General features: G+C 47.6%; 21 protein-coding genes and 1 riboswitch. Of the genes, 20 read left to right on the forward strand and 1 reads right to left on the reverse strand.

Features of this window, described 5'->3' with window-relative positions:
* Positions 1 to 90 precede the first annotated feature (90 nt).
* The 19 genes from ABDB91_RS07045 (at position 91) to guaB (ending at position 16,270) form a co-directional block, all read left to right on the forward strand.
* On the forward strand, positions 91 to 618 hold the full coding sequence (locus ABDB91_RS07045; protein WP_347490911.1) for a hypothetical protein: 528 nt from the start codon (positions 91 to 93) through the stop codon (positions 616 to 618).
* Between the two features lie 15 nt (positions 619 to 633).
* Positions 634 to 1,413 (forward strand): TIGR00282 family metallophosphoesterase, encoded by a 780-nt coding sequence (locus ABDB91_RS07050; RefSeq protein ID WP_347491549.1) that lies wholly within the window; start codon positions 634 to 636, stop codon positions 1,411 to 1,413.
* Between the two features lie 120 nt (positions 1,414 to 1,533).
* Complete coding sequence (locus ABDB91_RS07055; RefSeq protein WP_161822673.1) at positions 1,534 to 1,794, forward strand: stage V sporulation protein S; 261 nt, start codon at positions 1,534 to 1,536, stop codon at positions 1,792 to 1,794.
* A 97-nt stretch (positions 1,795 to 1,891) separates the two neighbouring features.
* Positions 1,892 to 2,839 (forward strand): dipeptidase, encoded by a 948-nt coding sequence (locus tag ABDB91_RS07060; protein ID WP_347490912.1) that lies wholly within the window; start codon positions 1,892 to 1,894, stop codon positions 2,837 to 2,839.
* Between the two features lie 113 nt (positions 2,840 to 2,952).
* Positions 2,953 to 3,777, forward strand: a complete 825-nt coding sequence (locus ABDB91_RS07065; protein ID WP_347490913.1) for a PHP domain-containing protein — start codon at positions 2,953 to 2,955, stop codon at positions 3,775 to 3,777.
* 31 nt (positions 3,778 to 3,808) lie between these two features.
* A complete protein-coding gene (locus tag ABDB91_RS07070) occupies positions 3,809 to 4,987 on the forward strand; it encodes an LL-diaminopimelate aminotransferase (protein ID WP_347490914.1) in 1,179 nt (392 codons plus the stop codon).
* Positions 4,988 to 5,054: 67 nt separating this feature from the next.
* Positions 5,055 to 5,309, forward strand: a complete 255-nt coding sequence (locus tag ABDB91_RS07075; protein WP_347490915.1) for a translation initiation factor 2 — start codon at positions 5,055 to 5,057, stop codon at positions 5,307 to 5,309.
* Positions 5,310 to 5,380: 71 nt separating this feature from the next.
* A complete protein-coding gene (locus tag ABDB91_RS07080) occupies positions 5,381 to 5,794 on the forward strand; it encodes a DUF3842 family protein (protein WP_347490916.1) in 414 nt (137 codons plus the stop codon).
* Positions 5,786 to 5,996: riboswitch (cobalamin riboswitch) on the forward strand. (Overlaps the previous gene by 9 nt.)
* Positions 5,997 to 6,242: 246 nt before the next feature.
* Positions 6,243 to 6,827 carry a bifunctional adenosylcobinamide kinase/adenosylcobinamide-phosphate guanylyltransferase gene (gene cobU / locus ABDB91_RS07085; RefSeq protein ID WP_347490917.1) on the forward strand — a complete coding sequence of 195 codons (585 nt, stop codon included), beginning with the start codon at positions 6,243 to 6,245 and terminating at the stop codon, positions 6,825 to 6,827.
* A 3-nt stretch (positions 6,828 to 6,830) separates the two neighbouring features.
* Positions 6,831 to 8,363: a cobyric acid synthase gene (locus tag ABDB91_RS07090; RefSeq protein WP_347490918.1), complete on the forward strand. Its 1,533-nt coding sequence runs from the start codon at positions 6,831 to 6,833 to the stop codon at positions 8,361 to 8,363.
* Positions 8,364 to 8,367: 4 nt separating this feature from the next.
* Complete coding sequence (cbiB, locus tag ABDB91_RS07095; protein ID WP_347490919.1) at positions 8,368 to 9,342, forward strand: adenosylcobinamide-phosphate synthase CbiB; 975 nt, start codon at positions 8,368 to 8,370, stop codon at positions 9,340 to 9,342.
* 109 nt (positions 9,343 to 9,451) lie between these two features.
* A complete protein-coding gene (locus ABDB91_RS07100; protein WP_347490920.1) occupies positions 9,452 to 10,843 on the forward strand; it encodes a cobyrinate a,c-diamide synthase in 1,392 nt (463 codons plus the stop codon).
* Complete coding sequence (gene cobS, locus ABDB91_RS07105; protein ID WP_347490921.1) at positions 10,840 to 11,607, forward strand: adenosylcobinamide-GDP ribazoletransferase; 768 nt, start codon at positions 10,840 to 10,842, stop codon at positions 11,605 to 11,607. Before ABDB91_RS07100 ends, cobS begins: the two co-directional genes overlap by 4 nt.
* 24 nt (positions 11,608 to 11,631) lie before the next feature.
* Positions 11,632 to 12,735: a threonine-phosphate decarboxylase CobD gene (cobD, locus tag ABDB91_RS07110; protein WP_347490922.1), complete on the forward strand. Its 1,104-nt coding sequence runs from the start codon at positions 11,632 to 11,634 to the stop codon at positions 12,733 to 12,735.
* Positions 12,728 to 13,360 (forward strand): alpha-ribazole phosphatase, encoded by a 633-nt coding sequence (cobC, locus tag ABDB91_RS07115; RefSeq protein ID WP_347490923.1) that lies wholly within the window; start codon positions 12,728 to 12,730, stop codon positions 13,358 to 13,360. Before cobD ends, cobC begins: the two co-directional genes overlap by 8 nt.
* Positions 13,361 to 13,611: 251 nt before the next feature.
* Positions 13,612 to 13,938 carry a YtrH family sporulation protein gene (locus ABDB91_RS07120; protein ID WP_347490924.1) on the forward strand — a complete coding sequence of 109 codons (327 nt, stop codon included), beginning with the start codon at positions 13,612 to 13,614 and terminating at the stop codon, positions 13,936 to 13,938.
* Positions 13,935 to 14,417 (forward strand): hypothetical protein, encoded by a 483-nt coding sequence (locus tag ABDB91_RS07125; RefSeq protein WP_347490925.1) that lies wholly within the window; start codon positions 13,935 to 13,937, stop codon positions 14,415 to 14,417. The genes ABDB91_RS07120 and ABDB91_RS07125 overlap by 4 nt, the downstream gene beginning before the upstream one ends.
* Positions 14,418 to 14,468: 51 nt before the next feature.
* Complete coding sequence (locus tag ABDB91_RS07130) at positions 14,469 to 14,693, forward strand: helix-turn-helix domain-containing protein (protein ID WP_347490926.1); 225 nt, start codon at positions 14,469 to 14,471, stop codon at positions 14,691 to 14,693.
* A 119-nt stretch (positions 14,694 to 14,812) separates the two neighbouring features.
* On the forward strand, positions 14,813 to 16,270 hold the full coding sequence (guaB, locus tag ABDB91_RS07135; protein WP_347491550.1) for an IMP dehydrogenase: 1,458 nt from the start codon (positions 14,813 to 14,815) through the stop codon (positions 16,268 to 16,270).
* A gap of 107 nt (positions 16,271 to 16,377) precedes the next feature.
* On the opposite strand, the gene ABDB91_RS07140 is transcribed toward guaB, so the two are convergent.
* Positions 16,378 to 17,019, reverse strand: a complete 642-nt coding sequence (locus ABDB91_RS07140; RefSeq protein ID WP_347490927.1) for a GNAT family N-acetyltransferase — start codon at positions 17,017 to 17,019, stop codon at positions 16,378 to 16,380.
* A 175-nt stretch (positions 17,020 to 17,194) separates the two neighbouring features.
* Here ABDB91_RS07140 and ABDB91_RS07145 point away from each other — a divergent pair, with 175 nt between their 5' ends.
* Positions 17,195 to 18,592, forward strand: coding sequence for a phage-shock protein (locus tag ABDB91_RS07145; protein ID WP_347490928.1), 1,398 nt, complete (start codon positions 17,195 to 17,197; stop codon positions 18,590 to 18,592).
* The last annotated feature ends 28 nt before the right edge of the window (positions 18,593 to 18,620 follow it).

Below are 18,620 nucleotides of genomic sequence, written 5' to 3' on the forward strand. Positions count from 1 at the left end.
GAATATATTAATTGCTATTTGGACTTGAGCAAGGCAGGAAAAAAACAAAAATTAACGAAATCTAATAGCAGTTGTGATATTAGAAGGAAGGTGGATATTTTGCACGCCCATTTAAAAGCTGGTGATGACGTCACAGACTGTGTGGGTCTATTGATTTCCATACTGGTTCGTTATCCCCAGGTGGCTTCCATAAATTTTGACCCCTGGGAGCAAATACTGAGATTTAACTTTATTTGTTCCCGGGTTTTACATGAACATGAATTGGAAGAGTTTAAAGCATTTCTTTTAAACTCTATTCAGACATATAATTATTTGGAAAAGAAAGATGCTGTGTCGGTTGAAATTGTGCATCAGGCTTATGACGATTTGACGCTGATAGAGATAAAAAGAGACGTAAGTACGCTGGTGCAGGAAGAAATAGCTTTGGTAGTGGCGATTTTTAACCAATTCATGGGCGGAAATTTGGTTTCTGACTTTAATGAGGCTATAATTGAGGAAGATCTAATTGTTCAGGAAGAAATTATTGAGCATATGTTGGAAAGTGTAAGGGGTTCGGTAGAGGATAAACATTTATATGCATTTCGAGAAGAGGGTAAAGTACTTGTCTTTAATAAATAGGTGGTTATTACTTTGATACGTTTAATGATGATAGGAGATGTGTTCGGGCGTTCGGGGCGTCGGGCACTAAAGGAAAATATACCTGGACTGGTACATGATGAAAAGATTGATCTGGTTTTAGCCAATGGAGAAAATGCAGCCGGAGGAAACGGTATTACCAGGGAAAATGCACGGGAAATTTTTGCCGCCGGTGTCGATGTAATTACTTTGGGTAATCATGTTTGGAATAAAAAAGAAATTATCAATTACATGGATAAGGAGAATAGAATAATTAGGCCTTTGAACTATCCTCCTGGAACGCCGGGAATTGGTTTTGGGCTATTTAAGACTAGGAATAATGATACGGTTGGCGTAGTTAATTTGTCGGGCCGGGTATTTATGCCGGAACTTGACTGTCCTTTCAGATGCGCCGATCAAGTTATTCCTCTTTTAAAAGAAAAAACATCAATTATTATCATGGACTTTCACGCTGAGGCCACTTCGGAAAAAGCAGCTATGGCATATTACATGGATGGCAGGTTATCGGCTGTCTGCGGCACGCATACTCATGTGCAGACTGCGGATGAGCGTATTCTGGACGGGGGTACGGCATTTATTACAGACGTCGGTATGACCGGTCCGTATGATTCGGTAATCGGTGTAAAAAAAGAACTGGTAGTGAATAAATTTTTAACTCAAATGCCTCAGAAATTTGAGGCTGCTGCCGGTTTATATCAATTCAATGCCGTTATAATCGAGGTGCGGAGGGAAACGGGTCAGGCTGTGGATATAAAGCGAATTCAAAATTATGAATAGTCTTTACAAAAATGTTAAAAAAAAATTAGGCGCAAAAGGAATTTAGCCGGTCCTGCAGAATATATTGTAAAACAGGGGTAAATGCATACAGTCTTTCCAGAGAAGAAGGAGGTTCGATGAATGGAAGTGTTAAAGGTTTCAGCAAAATCCAATCCAAACTCTGTAGCCGGTGCTCTTGCCGGGGTGCTTAGGGAGAAAGGATGCGCGGAAATGCAGGCCATTGGCGCGGGTGCTCTGAACCAGGCGGTGAAGGCAGTAGCTATTGCCAGAGGTTTTGTTGCGCCAAGTGGTGTGGATCTGATTTGTATCCCGGCATTTACAGACATAATAATAGACGGAGAAGAGAGAACAGCAATTAAATTAATTGTCGAACCCCGTTAGTACATTGATGCCTTTTGTGCTTATAAGATAACCTGTTTATTCTAATTAAAGAATAAGCAGGTTTTTTAGTTTTTTAACAAACGGAGGGGTAATAATATTGAATATACCATGGATTGTGGATGGCCATTGTGATACCCTGACAGCCATAGCTAAACAGAACCGTACTTTTGGTGAAAGATCCGCCAAGGGGCAACTGGATTTGCCGCGTATGCAGTCAGGTGGTATTAATGTGCAGTTTTTTGCGGCTTTTATTGCGCCCAAGTATAAAGACACGGCCTTGAAAAAATGTTTGCAATTAATAGATATTTTTTACACTCAAATTCTTAAAGACCGGAACAGCGTTGAGCCGGCCTTAAACGGTGATGACATTCACCGGGTTGCTGAAGCAGGCAAAATTGCCGCATTATTGTCTATTGAAGGCGGTGAAGCACTGACCGGTGATATAGCGGTACTGAGAACTTTTTACCGATTGGGGGTGCGCTCGTTGACATTGACCTGGAACGGGCGCAATGAGCTTGGTGATGGAGTGGGGGAAGGTTCCGCGGCCGGTGGTCTAAGCTCATTTGGCCGGTTGGTGGTACAGACAATGAATGACCTGGGTATGCTGATTGACGTGGCTCATTTAGCTGCCCGCGGTTTCTGGGACGTGGCTGAGATCTCCAGCCGGCCCTTTGCCGCCACCCACGCTAACTGCAGGGCGGTGTGTGATCATCCTCGCAATTTGGATGATCACCAAATAGAATTTCTGGCCCGAAACGGGGGGATAGTGGGTCTGACTTTTGTTCCAGAGTTTATAGATCGGCATGATCCTTGTATAGAGGCATTTATCAGTCATGTAGACCATATAGCCTCTCGTTTCGGTACGGATTGTATCGGATTGGGGTCTGACTTTGACGGTATGGATAAATTTACACCCGGATTACACGATGCCACTTGTGGGCTGCGTCTGGCGGAGGAACTTATTAAACATGGTTATAGTTATGAGCAGGTATCCGGCATAATGGGAGGGAATTGGTTAAGGTTGCTGGCCAAGGTATTACAATAAATTATGTAAAAGATTTAAGATAATCCGAAATGCTAATTTAACTATGGTACAATAATGGTACAATAGACAAACAGTTCTTCTAGCTTGAGATACGATAGGTTAGGGTGATAATAATGTTTGCTGATTTGCATATACATACTACTTCATCTGACGGTGCCAGTACACCTGAGGAAGTAGTACGCATGGCCGCACATGCCAAACTGCGGGCAGTGGCTATAACAGATCACGACACCATGGAGGGTATAAGGCCTGCCAGGCTGGAGGCTGCCTCGCAGGGAATTGACATCTTGGATGGCGTTGAATTAAGCACGGAAAGCGATGGCTTTGAAGTACACATCTTGGCTTATTGTATAGACCCCGAAAACACCGGCTTTCAGGAACACCTAACTGTTTTTCGCAATGCCCGGCTGATCAGAGCTCAAAAAATTGTGGCGAAGTTGCAGCACATGGGGATTGATATTAGTTTTCAACAAGTACTCAAATTGGCCGGACCGGGTTCGGTGGGAAGACCGCATATTGCCCAGGCTTTACTGACAATTGGCAAGACTAACAATATAACTGAAGCCTTTGAACACTATATCGGCGTGGGTAAACCGGCTTATGAGCCTCGATTAAAATATCATTCGGCGGAAATGGTCAAGCTGGTTAGAGAGTTGGGCGGCGTGCCGGTACTGGCCCATCCGGGTATATCTTGCGGGGAGGATTTAATAATTTCCCTGATTGATGCCGGGCTGCAAGGACTGGAAGTGTATCATCCCAAACATTCACGAGCCATGGAAGATTATTATTTGAGACTTTGCCGTACGTATGGGTTGGCGGCCACCGGCGGCTCCGATTTTCATGGTCCGGGAGTAACGGGACATGGGCGTTTGGGCGAGGCGAGGGTACCGTATGCAGCGGTTCTGCGGTTGCGGGAGTTGGCTGCCAAGAACAGTTAGTCGCGGAATTTACCGTGCGGAGGAGATTGGTATGGAAAAAGCGCGCAGAATACAGAAAATGAGTTCAGCGATTTTTAATGAAATGGAAGAAATTAAAAAGCGGGTCGAGCAGCGTGGCGTTGAAGTGATTAATCTGGGAGTGGGCAGCCCGGACCGCCCGCCTGCGCCACATATTATCGAAGCTATGCACAAAGCTTTAGATAATCTGGAAAATTACCGTTATCCGCTGGTGGGTAAGCCTGTGCTGTGCCGGGCGCTGGCCAACTGGTATAAAAAAAGGTTTGGGGTGGAATTAGATCCTGCGAATGAAGTGCTGGTCCTAATGGGTTCCCAGGATGGCCTGGCTCACACGGCTATGGCTTTTATTAATCCGGGAGATATCGCCCTGATTCCCGATCCCGGCTATCCCATTTATGCCGCCAGTATAATGCTGGCCGAGGGGGATATTTACCCTATGCCATTATTGCCGGAAAATGATTTTTTGCCCGATTTGCAGGCCATTCCGCAAGAGGTGGCCCGGCGGGCCAGGCTGTTATGGGTTAATTACCCCAACAATCCGGTAGCCGCTTCCGCCAACCGGCGATTCTTTGCCGATCTGGTTAACTTTGCCCGGGCACATGACATTGTGGTTTGTCATGATATTGCTTACTGCGAACTGGCGTTTGACGGTTTTCAGCCGGTTAGTTTTCTGGAGGTGCCCGGGGCCAAGGAGGTTGGTATTGAGTTTTATTCGCTGTCTAAAACTTATAATATGGCCGGGTGTCGGGTTGGATTTGCTGTGGGCAATGCTGATATCTTAAAGGCGCTCAACAGGATAAAAACCAATATTGACTACGGCGTATTCAATGTTGTGCAGGAGGCGGGGATAGCGGCCCTGGAAGGACCTCAGGATTGTGTACGGGAAAATGCGGAATATTACCGCCGGCGTCGGGATGTTTTGGTGAACGGTCTGGCCCGGCTGGGCTGGGAAGTGCCCAGGCCCAGGGCATCCATGTTTGTTTGGGCACCGCTGCCTCGGGGATATAATTGTTCCTCCCGGGAATTTGCTTTAAAAATGCTGCACAGTACGGGTGTGCTGGTGATTCCGGGCACTGCGTTCGGTGAAATGGGTGAGGGGTATTTGCGTTTCGCCTTGGTTCGGGATGAACCGGTGCTGCAAGAGGCGGTGCGCCGCATTGGCGAATTTTTACGCTCTGGTGAACAAGTGTGATTATGTCTATTTAAACACCACACGACATATAATAAAAAATATAAAAGACGGTCAAGGTGGTGTTGCGATGGAAGAATACCCGGATCTGCAATATTTCCAGCGCAGGATACAGGAATTGGAAGATAAGGTGGACCAACTCCGTCTTAGTCGTAGAGTATTGATGAACTTAGTGGAAAAAGTAGAAAAGGAAAAGGCGTTTTTCTTAACCAGGCTGGAGAAAGAAAACCGCCGTCTACACCGGAATAATTACAAGTATGCATGCTGGTTATTGAAAAAAAACAGGCAAATTGTAGAATTGGAATCTAAAATTAAAGGTCGGTAAGAATATACTAATGACCCTGATAAGGGTCTTTTTTTTACAAGTTATGATATAATTCAATAAGAGGTGTTGGCATGAAAATAGCCGTAATGGATGGTCAGGGCGGCGGTATTGGCAAGCATATTATGGACAGGCTCAAACGTGAATTACCTGATCATGTGGAATTTTTAGCGCTTGGTACCAACGCTTTGGCTACGTCGGTTATGCTGCGATCCGGGGCTAATGAGGGCGCCACAGGGGAAAACGCGGTTGTTTACAATGCCGCCAGGGTTGATATCATTGCCGGGTCTGTTAGTATTATGTTTCCCCATGCCATGTCCGGTGAACTCACCCCGGCTATGGCCGAGGCCATTGCATGCAGTACGGCATCCAAAGTATTGCTTCCTCTAACCCGTTCAGGGGTCAATATTGTAGGATTAAAAGCCGAACCACTGCCGCATTTAATTGATGAGCTGGTGCAAAAAATAAAACAATTAGTAAACGGTTGATAATTCACAGGTGCCCGGTGGTTGCATCACTGTTGCATCCAGGGGATAATAGGGAATCAGGTTAGAGCCTGAGCGGTCTCCGCCACTGTATACGGGAAGTCGCCATAGCCGGTACATCCGGTTTTAGCCACTCTACGGGGGAAGGCGTAATGTCGGCCATGATCCGTTAGCCAGGAAACCTGCCTGTGATTGCCAGTAACCTGCGTGAGATAGGGAATGGCTTTCTTTGATGGGGCGGATAAACTCCAGTCTGGAAAGCTGGGGTTTATTTTTTTGCCCGGCTAAGCGGCGCCGCTATTGGGGTTCCGCCACGCCGAGGGACGGCAAACCTATCTTAAGGTTCGATAAACTATACTTTTCGCTGTAGTGTTAAAAAATGTGTATATACGGGAATATGGTTCTTCAATTTGCACTTTTAACGTTTAATATGGATGGGGGAGATGTACACTTGACAAACGGGGAAATTGTACTGGTTATTGGCGGCGCGCGCAGCGGTAAAAGCAGTCTGGCTGAGAAATTAGCCGCGTCGGCAGGCAGTGATATAAATTACGTGGCCACTGCCGGAGTACATGACGATGAAATGGCTGAGCGAGTTAAACAGCACCGCCTGCGTCGGCCGGCTGGTTGGCGCACGGTGGAGGAAACACATATGCTGGCCGATGTATTGCTGTCGTTTTCCCCGGGGGCAGTCGTTTTGATAGATTGTTTGACTCTTTGGATGTCCAATTTGTTATTGGATGATAATATTCCTCTGTTTGGAGCAAGTGCAGCGGAAAAAGAAGATTATATAATTGATCAGGCCAGGAAAATTGTCCAAGTGGCTCGGGATAGGCAATTGCATTTAATCATGGTGAGCAATGAGGTAGGCTGCGGTCTGGTACCTGAACACAAACTGGGCAGATTGTATCGAGATATTGCCGGACGGGTCAACCAACTGCTGGCCGAGCTTGCCGACAGGGTTTTTTATGTGGTGGCGGGCCTGCCTTTGGAATTAAAAACATTGGCGGCAGGTAGTATGCAAAGGGGGATATGATTAGTGTCGGCCAGAACAATTATGGTTCAGGGTACGGCTTCCCATGCCGGTAAAAGCGTTTTAACGGCGGCCTTATGTCGTATTTTTTACCAGGATGGTTACCGGGTAGCGCCTTTTAAATCACAAAATATGGCTTTAAATTCGTTTGTTACTGCCGACGGTGGGGAAATGGGTCGTGCTCAGGTAGTGCAGGCCGAGGCAGCCGGGGTGCCGCCCAGTGTTGATATGAACCCTGTGCTGCTTAAACCCACGGGAAATGCTTCGTCTCAGGTGGTAGTGCTGGGCCGGCCGCTCAATAATTATACTGCCTGGGATTACCATCAGGAATTGGCAGGTAAACTGTGGGGCGAGGTTACCGCAGCTTTGGGCAGGCTGCGCGGCAGCTTTGATATAGTGGTTATCGAGGGGGCCGGCAGTCCGGCGGAGGTGAATTTACAGGACACCGATATTGTTAATATGAGGGTGGCCCGCCAGGCCGGGGCACCTGTGCTGCTGGTAGCTGATATAGACCGGGGCGGTGCCCTGGCTGCGGTGGTGGGAACCCTGGCATTGCTTTCCCCCGGAGACAGGAGTAGGGTTAAGGGCATCATTATCAATAAATTTCGGGGTGATGTGAGCTTGTTTCAGCCGGCAATCCGTTTTCTGGAACAAAAAACGGGGGTGCCGGTATGCGGTGTGGTACCGTATTTTAATGATTTATATATCCAGGATGAAGATTCAGTGGTTATGGAGAAAAAAAATTACCGGGCTGCTGATAATAGTGGCAAGGTGGAAATTGCAGTGTTGCGCTTGCCCCGCATCTCCAATTTTACTGATTTCGATCCTCTGGAGAGTGAAGCCGATGTGCATTTACGTTATGTAGGCCGGGATAATATCTTGGGACAGCCTGATCTAGTAATAATTCCGGGCAGTAAAAACACTATTGAAGACCTTTTATATCTCAAGCAATCGGGGCTGGCAGGTGCCATAGTGCGGTTGGCTCGCCGGGGCGTGCCGGTGATCGGTATCTGCGGCGGTTTTCAAATGTTGGGTCAGGAGCTTAAAGATCCCGAAAAAACCGAATCAAGTATTGAACACATTTTGGGATTGGGGTTGCTGGATATGCAAACTGTCTTTGCCAAAGAAAAGGTAACCAGTCAGGTAAAGGCTGTGGTAGTTGGAGATGGTGCATTTCTGGGCGGTTACGGCGGACCGTTGACCGGTTACGAGATACATATGGGCCGCACCGAACTGGGAACCGGTGCCAGGCCTGCTTTTATAATCAATACCCGTTCAGGCCGACAGGTGCACGTGCCGGATGGGGCACAAAGTAACGAAGGTACTGTTTGGGGTACCTATATACACGGAATTTTTGATAATGATGCCTTTCGGCGGCAGATGATTAATGTACTAAGGAAGAATAAAGGCCTGGATACAGAGGGGCAAGCAGTCATCATAAGTACCGAACAGAAAAAACAGGCGGGTTACGACCGGCTGGCCGGACTGGTGCGTCAAAGCCTGGATATACAGCTAATCTACAGATTAATGGGACTATAGCATTATGTATATATTCTTTTTACAAGCAATCATTGGTTTTGTAATTGATTTACTGGTGGGTGACCCGCCCCGTTTGCCCCACCCGGTGGTGTATATCGGCCGGAGTATAGCTTGTTTGGATAAGCTGGCCAGAAAGATTACTTCATCGCCAAGGGGACTTAAGGCGGCGGGGGCAGGTATAGCAATAGCAGTTGTTGTAGGCAGCTTTGGCTTTACCGCACTTGTTTTATGGGCCATCGGGCAGGTCAATTATTATGTTTACCTGCTTCTGGGAGCCTGGATTGTTTCAACTACCGTGGCGGCCCGGGGTCTGGCCGATGCAGCCGGCGCCATACGGCAGCTGCTGCTGGCGGGTGATGATACGGCGGCTCGCCGGCGGGTAGGCTGGATAGTGGGCCGGGACACTGAAGCAATGGATAGGGGACAAATGGTGCGGGCTACGGTGGAAACGGCGGCGGAAAATATTAACGATGCCGTGGTGGCACCGCTTTTTTACGCTTGCCTTGGCGGGCCGGCTCTGGCCATGGCCTACCGGGCGGTGAACACATTGGATTCCATGCTGGGCTATAAGAATGATAAATATTTGCACTTAGGGTGGGCGTCGGCCCGGCTGGATGATTTGGCCGGGTATATACCGGCCCGCCTGACCGGCCTGGCGTTGTTATTTGCCGCCTGGCTGTCGGGCCGTGATTGGCGGCGGGCCGTTAGAGCGTGGGTCAGGGATGCCGCCAAGCATCCCAGTCCCAACAGCGGTATCCCTGAGTCGGTTATGGCCGGGGCTATACACATCCGTTTGGGGGGACGCAACGTCTACGGAGGGGTAATTTCTTTTCGCCAGTACATGGGGGACTCGCTGGAAGAGCTTAGACCGGATCATATTACCCGAGCGGTGGATATGTTATATCTGGCTTCAGCCTTTGCTGCGCTGGGTCTGCCGATTCTGGTCCGCGGGTTGCAAGAAATAATCTGCTTATATTAATTTGCTCCGGCTTTAAATTCATAGAACAACGTTGCTTAGATCCTTATACTGATTGGTGCAGCACAACCAAAAGAAGTTATAATAATTTAAATGTAGAAGGTGATCGGTGATGTCAGATTTTCCCCGCTTAATGATTGCCGGTACACATAGCGGAGTTGGCAAGACTACCATTGCCGCGGCGGTAATGGCGATGCTCAGCGCATCCGGCATGCGTGTTCAGCCTTATAAGGTGGGACCCGACTATATTGATCCCGGCTTTCATCAGGCGGCTACCGGGTGGATTTCCAGGAACCTGGATACTTTTTTCCTGGGTGAGGACGGTATTAAAGAGGTCTTCACCCGCTCGGCGGCGGGTGCGGATATCAGTGTAATCGAAGGGGTCATGGGTTTGTACGATGGTATAGGCTCCACGGACGAAGGCAGTTCCGCCCGGGTGGCCCAAACATTGCAGTGTCCGGTGGTATTGGTTATAGACGCCCGGTCGATGGCTCATAGTGCGGCGGCGATGGTGTGGGGTTACGCTAATCTGCCGGGAGGTATTCCTCTGGCCGGTGTTATATTAAACAGGGTAGGCAGCTCCCGGCACCTGGCCATTTTAACCGAAGCCATAGAGGGTAAAACAGGGGTGCCCGTTCTAGGGGGTATTGGGCGGGAAAATGACTTGCATATGCCGGAGCGCCATTTGGGGTTGGTACCCAGCGTGGAGAACCGGGAGCTGCAAAATGTAATGCAAGTACTGGGGCGGCGGGTAGCCCGAGGTATATCCGGGGATAAAATGGTTAGTTTGGCTCGTCGGGCCTCCGCACTGGTGGGTCGGCGGGATATATTTGCGGTGGAGCCCGGTGCGCCTGTGCGCCTGGGTATTGTCAGGGACAATGCCTTTAACTTCTATTACCAGGACGGGTTGGATTTACTGGAGGCTATGGGCGCCGAGCTGCAATACTGCAGCGCGCTTAATGATGCCTGTCTGCCTGACGCGCTGGATGGCCTGTATATAGGCGGTGGCTTTCCCGAAGTGTTTATGGAGCAATTATCGGTCAACACTTCGTTTATCAATGACCTAAGGCGCCGGGTTGCCGATGGTATGCCTATATATGCCGAATGCGGTGGTTTAATGTATCTCTGTGCCGCGATCACTGATTTCACCGGGCGAGAATTAAGTGGTGCCGGTATACTGCCCGCGCACTGCCGGATGGAGAAAAAACGGGTGGCTTTGGGTTATGTTGAAGCCAGAGCGTTGCGGAATAATGTGCTGGTTAAAGAAGGCGCCCAATTACGGGGTCACGAGTTTCATTACTCAAGCATTAAGGAGCATAGCTTAACTCCCGCATTTGTACTGAACAAGCCCGGGGAATCTGCGGGACGTTCGGACGGACATGTCGGCGGCAATGTGTTGGCCACTTACCTGCACGTGCATTTTGCAGGCTCGCCTCCGGCTGCCCGGGGATTCTTAGACTCTTGTGCGCGGTACAGGCTGGCGAGAAAGAGGGTGAAAACTTGAAAAGCTTTTGTTTTGCCCTGCAGCATCTGACCAGAATTAATATTTACAGAGGTGCATTTGACGAACAGGCCTTTGGCCGGGCGGCAGTATTCTTCCCCGTTGTAGGGCTGTTGCTTGGCTCTCTGCTTCTGCTGGCCCAAATTTTATTGACGTATGTTTTTTCGGCGCCGCTGGTGGCGGCGCTACTGGTAGTGCTAATGGTCATTATGACCGGAGGAATGCACCTGGATGGTTTTATGGATACCGTGGACGGCGTTTTCAGCGGCCGGCCCCGGGCCAGAAAACTGGAAATTATGCGGGACAGCAGGGTGGGCGCCTTCGGGGTCTTGGGACTGCTTTGCCTCTTACTGTTAAAATATAATGCCTTCTTAACTATTGCCGAATCTCTTATCTATCAGGCCATCTTACTGGCGGCGATTATCAGCCGGTGGTCTATGGTGTACGCTATTGCTTGCTTTCCTTATGCCCGCAAGGAAGGGTTGGGTACGCTTTATAACAGGTATACGGGTAAGTTTGAATTATTATGGGCTACGGCCGGTACAATATTATTAACGGCTCTGGTGGCCTGGGCGGCGGGACTGATATTATTATTTGCCGCATGGGGTTGGGTGCACTTAATGGGTAGCAGACTAACCAGGGATTTGGGTGGCCTGACCGGCGATATATATGGAGCGGCGGCGGAAACCACCGAGCTGCTTGTTTACCTCGCGGCGCTGCCTCTGTATGGATACTGCTCCTGCTTGTTCAGTGCCCCGTGGTTATAAATAATAATATTAAGGAGCAATACAATGATACATATTGAATATAAACATGGTGGAGATGTATTTGGCGCCGCCCGCAGTTTGCAATGTCATCCCCGGGCCATCTACGACTTCAGTGCCAACATCAACCCGCTGGGTACTTCTCCCATGGCTTTGTCGGCGATAACAGATAATTTGGATCTGATCAGGCATTATCCCGACCCGCGCTGCGCGGAATTGCGGGCGGGTTTAACCGGTTACCTGAATGTTGCGCCCGAAAAAATGCTGCTGGGTAATGGCGCGTCGGAATTGATCTATCTTTTGGCCCGGGTCATGGGTTATCGCAGGGCGATAGTTGCCGCACCCACCTTCACAGAATACGGTGCGGCGGTCACCATTGCCGGGGGTGCTGTGCATGAAGTGCCTTTGTTGGAGGAGGAAAAGTTTGCGCTGCCGGCGCCCCGGATTAGAAAAGCGCTGAGCCATGCCGACGTGGTGTTTATCTGTAACCCCAACAACCCTACCGGAGGAGCGGTTAAAAGGCCGATTATCCAATCAATTATTGAAGATGCCCGCACATGTGGAGCCACTGTAGTGGTGGACGAAGCTTTTATAGATTTTGTCCACCGGCAGGAGCAATACACAGTATTACCTTTGCTTGATGAGCATCCCAATTTAATTGTGCTTTATTCGTTGACTAAATTTTTCGGCATTCCCGGCCTGCGATTGGGTGTACTAATAGCCGGTAAGCCAATCATTAAAAAGATTTCGGCAGCCAAAGATCCCTGGAATGTAAACAGCTTGGCGCAAATCGCGGGGGCGGCGGCACTGGCGGATAAAGAATATATGGCCCAAACCAGGCAGCTAATTTGGCGGGAAAGGGATTTTTTATACCGGGCTATTTCATTGATACCCGGCCTTAATGCTTTTGCCGGAGAAGCCAACTATTTATTGGTCAAAATCGAAAACCCCGCCATAACCTCGGCCCAACTGGCGGGACTGTCCGCCGGGCGAGGTGTGTTGGTACGGGATTGCGCCAGCTTCAGCGGCCTGGGTAATAACTATATACGGGTGGCAGTGAAAAACAGAGCGGAAAACGCAGTGCTGCTAAATGTGCTTAGAGAGATAATGAAGGGGGTAGCTGATGGGTAGTCGTATGTTTTTAGTAAGGCATGGTGAAACTGCCTGGAATAAAGAGACTCGCTTACAAGGCCGGACTGATGTTCCTTTAAGCGAGAAGGGGATTAAACAGGCCAAGGCATTGAGTAATCGGTTAGCAGAGCAGGATGTCACCGCCTTTTTTTCAAGCAGTCTTTCCCGGGCCCGGGAAACGGCCGCTATTATAGCCGAACCCCATAATAAGTCTGTACAGGTAGTACCGGATTTGCAAGAACTGAATTTCGGGCACTGGGAGGGAATGACCGTAGAGGAGATTCGCCGGAAATACCAACGGGAGTCTGCAGCCTGGTGGTCAAGTCCGCTGCAGACCAGGGTGCCGGGGGGGGAAACGCTGGCTGAACTGGCGGAGCGGTCTGTCCGGGCCGTCAAAACTATTGTAGAGCAATACCCGGAAAAAAATGTGCTGGTAGTGGCTCATGGCGGGGTCATTAGAAGTATTGTGGCTACGGTGCTGGGTATTGATTTAAATCAGTACTGGCAGCTGCGCCAAGATAATGCATCCCTGTCTATAATTGATTTTTACCACTGGGATAAACCCATATTAATGCTATATAACGATTGCAGTCACCTGGGACAGGGAACGATACCGCCGGTATAATAATAGACTTAATCAAATTCCAAGACTCCCACTTCTATAAGTGGGAGTTCCTATTTTTACTTTAGGTGGGGTGGAATCACTATTTAAAGCTCCGATGTTCAGCTTTAGCTGAACGACGCATATGTTTATGGTCTTGTTCTTACTTCATTATTGCATACATATACTGGGGACAGGAACGTCTTTTCGCCGGTGTTTTTTTGGCCGGCCGGTAAAAATTTAGAATTTCCATGCTTAATAATGAGGGGAGAACCATGGATACGTTTATTAATAAGACGGTTCTAATATTTTTTACGGCGCTTGGAATTATGCTGGGTGCAGCTTTAGTTGGGGCCCTGGCGGCCGTTTTGGTCCGGGAACCGCCCGTAGGCACCATGTTGAAACTAGCTAAAGAAATTAAAATCTGGGCCATTGTAGCCGCCATCGGCGGCACTTTTTCTACTTTTGAGGTGCTGGAATCGGGCCTTTTCCAGGGCGAGATGCGGGCGGTCATCAAACAATTGATATATATAACAAGCGCTCTGGCCGGTACCCAGAGCGGCTACTATCTGCTATTAATTCTGTCTGGTGAAGGGCAATGAAAAAGTGCATTTTATTTAGAGTAACGGTTTTTTTGCTGGGTATGATTACCGGCGCCGCCCTAACGGGAATTTTTATAGGCAAGCAGATTGATGATTTATCCATTAAAAACCGCTCTCTTGCGGATGGCCTGGCGGTTGCCGAAAAGGAGTTGGAGCAGCTGCGACAGGCCAATGAAACAATACATGCCAGAGTGGTTACAAAAATCAGCGCCCACATAAGCTTTGCCGAGGAATGCGACTATTCGGAGTACGAGCAAAGCACCATTGAGTTAACGGTTGAAAAAAAAGTAAGAGAATGGTTAAAGATTATTTCCGGTCAGGAACTGGAAACAATTAATTATCTGCTGGTGCCTCGAATTGTGGATAATCGTGAGCTAGAGGTGGAAGGAAAGAAGATTCGCTTAAAGGTTTTGCTGGTAGTGCTATCGGAGCATGTCATCGTATACCTGGAGATAATACCCATACAAAACATGGTATGATAATGGAATTGCTTGCTGGACACAATACCTAAAAAAAGGGGTGTTTAAACAGTGGAAAATTATATTCGTTCCAGGGTGCCCTGGAGTACGGAGTCCAGTTTGAAATTCAAGGCTGAAGAGGTGGGTATTGATTTTGATGATTTTATAGAAGGTTTAAAGGACGGCAGGTCTGACGCAGAGATGGCCGAGGAATATGATGTTACGGAAAAGTTGATTTACCATCTGCGTGATCATTTTATGCGTTATGGCCTGGGGCATGTCATGGGTCAGGATTAACATTATACGGCAGTTGGTTCTTTATGGTAATGTCAATAATTTGGTCCCCTTCTAACCGCCCGTTGTGCTATAATAAGCAGATATATTAATACGACATTAATTGAGGGGAGTGAGGGGACATTTATCCCGATAAGTTTAATAAAGTAGGATTAACGTTTGATGATGTGTTGTTGGTGCCGTCGGTCTCAGAGGTGTTGCCGCGGGATGTGGATACTTCCACCCGGCTGACTAAAAATATTACACTAAATATTCCCCTGATGAGTGCCAGCATGGACACAGTTACCGAGTATCGCATGGCTATTGCTATGGCTCGGGAGGGTGGTGTTGGTGTAATCCACAAAAATATGTCCATTGAAAGACAGGCTATGGAAGTGGACAGGGTAAAACGTTCCGAACATGGTGTAATTTCCGACCCCATTTATTTGTCGCCGGAAAGCTCCATCAGCGAGGCGCTGGTATTGATGGAGCGTTACCGCATATCCGGTGTGCCCGTTACCGACAACGGCAAGCTGGTGGGTATTTTAACCAACCGGGATTTGCGGTTTGAAAAAAATTTTCAACAAAAAGTCGGTCAAGCAATGACCAAAGAGAATTTAGTTACCGCGCCGGTAGGTACTACTCTGGAAGAGGCCAAGGGAATATTACAAACGTATAAAGTTGAAAAACTGCCCATTGTTGATAATAATTTTAATTTACGCGGCTTAATTACTATCAAAGACATTGAAAAAGCTCGTCAATTTCCTTTATCAGCCAAAGATGTGGGGGGCAGGCTGCTGGTAGCGGCCGCAGTGGGAGTTACTGCTGATACCATGAAGCGTGTTGCCGCGCTGGTGGAAGCGAAGACGGATATTATTGTTATTGATACTGCCCACGGACATTCCCGGGGGGTGCTGAATACCGTTAATGAAGTAAAAAATAAATTTCCTGACCTTGATATTATCGCGGGCAATGTTGGTACGGCGGGAGGTACCCGGGATTTAATTAAAGCCGGTGCGGATGCGGTTAAAATAGGTATCGGTCCCGGTTCCATTTGTACAACCAGGATAGTGGCGGGAGCGGGCGTGCCGCAAATAACGGCTATCTACGACTGTGCTCAAGAAGCAGCCAAGTATGATATACCTATTATAGCCGATGGTGGAATAAAATACTCCGGAGATGTTACCAAGGCTATTGCCGCCGGTGCCGATGTGGTTATGCTGGGCAGTTTGCTGGCGGGTACGGAAGAAAGCCCGGGGGATATGGAAATTTACCAGGGACGCAGTTATAAAGTTTACCGGGGTATGGGCTCACTTGGTGCCATGAAGGAAGGCAGTAAGGACCGGTACTTCCAGGAAAATCAGAAAAAACTCGTTCCCGAGGGAGTTGAAGGGAGAGTTCCGTACCGGGGTACGCTGGCTGATACCGCCTTTCAGCTTATTGGCGGATTGCGGGCCGGTATGGGGTACTGTGGGGCCGCCACAATTGAAGAATTAAAGAAAAAGGGACAGTTTATTCGCATTAGCCCGGCCGGCTTGCGGGAAAGTCATCCCCATGACGTGGCAATTACCAAGGAAGCTCCCAACTACAGTTTGCGCTGATTAATAATATAGTTTGCATATTAACAAGCCCTCAGCGTTAGATGCCGGGGGCCTGTTTATGCTATTTCTGACTTTTTATTGCCGGTCGGATCATGAATGACGATCAGCTAGTGATAGTGAAAAATGCTGCCGCCACAGAATTTCATATTTTCAAACTTTTTAACATCTTCTTCGGGTACCCGGGGGCCTATGCGGGCCATCATTACGTTGGCGATATGTTCAAGTATCTCCGGATCATCGGTGGGAACTCGCACCAAGCCGGTACTGCCAAATACCTTGCTCAGCATCTTTTGATATTGCCAGATGTCAAGGCCTGTGCTTTCAAGATCCCAGTGCCAGCAAAATTCGATGGTAATAACAATTTTTTCGTCCATAATGGGATTGGTAAAGGCAAGCTGCATGAGCTTTTTACCTATCTTGTGTTTGCGCCAGGTAGGGCTTACCTCAATGGCACCCAATTCCAGGATATTACCATGCTTGCACCAGCGGCTGTATTTATCGGGATCATGGAATGTGACATAACCCACAATAACGTTCTGATGGCGGGCAATATAAACCATTCCATCAGAGGAGGCCGCTATATCAACCAGTGCTTTATGTTGTTTGTGCGGTTCACGAAAAACATGCAAATCGGGTGCCATATCCAGTTCTGAAATGTATTCCGGCTGTACAGGACCTTCATAGGCCAGCTGATCGTTTAATGCCTCATTCCCTGTATGTATTTTATTTCCCAAGACCAACTTAACCACCACCTCTTCTAATGAGCATGGATTATTTATCTAATTATATGGTAGTAAGTGCTCATGAACAAGTAAAAAGTTCAGGAAAAAAATTGAAAAAATTTAATAATCAGGAAGGAAATTTTAAATAAAAGATGAAGTATATACCAGGTAATATAACTATTAGCTTGAGGTGGTGCAAAAAATGAACGGTACATTAAATTCGCTTACCGATGTACTTAAAAAGACTTTATTTTTCTTTGAATCTTTGTCTGTGGCTGAATTGACCCCCTATGTGCACAGGCAAATGTTGGTGGATTATTCAGCGGAACAGGTGGAGGAAAAAGTTTGCTTGTGCTTGGAGCAACATAAATGTTTTGACACCGGCGATGGTTACATATGGTTTTTAAATCTGGAAGGAAAACGGGATAATGATCAATTGTATAATCTGCTATTAAAAAAACAAAAGCCCCTTAGCACAAACGAGCTTTTTAAAAATGGGGCAAGGAAAAGAAAGAGTAAACCGGTAGCGGAACAGGCGGAGTTAATTAACGATGGCAGGTTTATTCAATTGGTTAATGGTTTTTGGGGGTTAACCGAATGGGAAGTGGAAACAGAGCATTATTCTTTAAAGCATTTAATCATCAAGGCTCTTAAAATACATCCCACGGGGCTTTCGCTGGTCCAATTAACCGATATGGTTAATAAGTGGAGAGATTCCGGTCAAAAAGAAATACGGGATGTTTTAAGGAAATTCCCTTATTTTGATGAAATAGGAAATGGAGTATGGTGCTACAATTCGGAATCCAGAGTTATCTATGATCGCATTATTAAAAGATATTTGGAATCAATCAAGCGCCAGAGAGGTCGTTGGAGTCGGGAGCGGAGTAAATGGTTCCATAAAAACGCGGTATTGCAAAAACAAATTGAGGAATTGTCAACGGCCCACCGAGAGGTTGCTGCCGCATTGGCCCTGCGTCAGAGCGAGGTGGGCAGATATGAGCAAATGACTACTCAGATGGCTGAAAAGGACCTGTTATTGTCGTTAAGGAAAAAAGAAATATATCGTTATAAGGAGCATCTGCAAAAACTGGAAGCCAAGGCTAACAGTATACTATACCAGTGTAGGCTCTGGGTGGCCAGAAACAAAGAAAAAGAAAAAGAAAATTTAAAGATGCAACAATTAATGAATGTCAATCAATCCAGCCAAGAGACTTTGTTCAGCAAGCTGCAGCAGTATAAAGAACGGGACCGTGAAAATAAAGCCAAAATAATTGAAATGAAGGAAAGTCACGCTAATCGGGTCGCCGAGTTGCAAACCGAGATTGTGGAATTAAGGCAGAAGCTGGAACGGCTAAAAGACAATTCAGGCCAGGAGCAAAAAATATGGCGGGAGGAGATTAATGCGCTGAGCGCTGATTTAAAGCATTCCATGGCTGAGGGGGAAAAGCTGGGCCACGCACTGCGCCTGGCACAACAAGAATTAACTAAAATAAAGAATGACTATAAAATCTTGGGAGATCATTTAGCCCATCCGCTGGTGAGATTGGTGACTAGGCTGGTGGGCAGATTTAAAAAGAATAATCGGCAAGTAATTTCATAAGAGATACCTTGGGTATCTCTTTTGCATT

Source organism: Desulfoscipio sp. XC116 (genome assembly GCF_039851975.1).
Taxonomy (GTDB): domain Bacteria; phylum Bacillota; class Desulfotomaculia; order Desulfotomaculales; family Desulfallaceae; genus Sporotomaculum.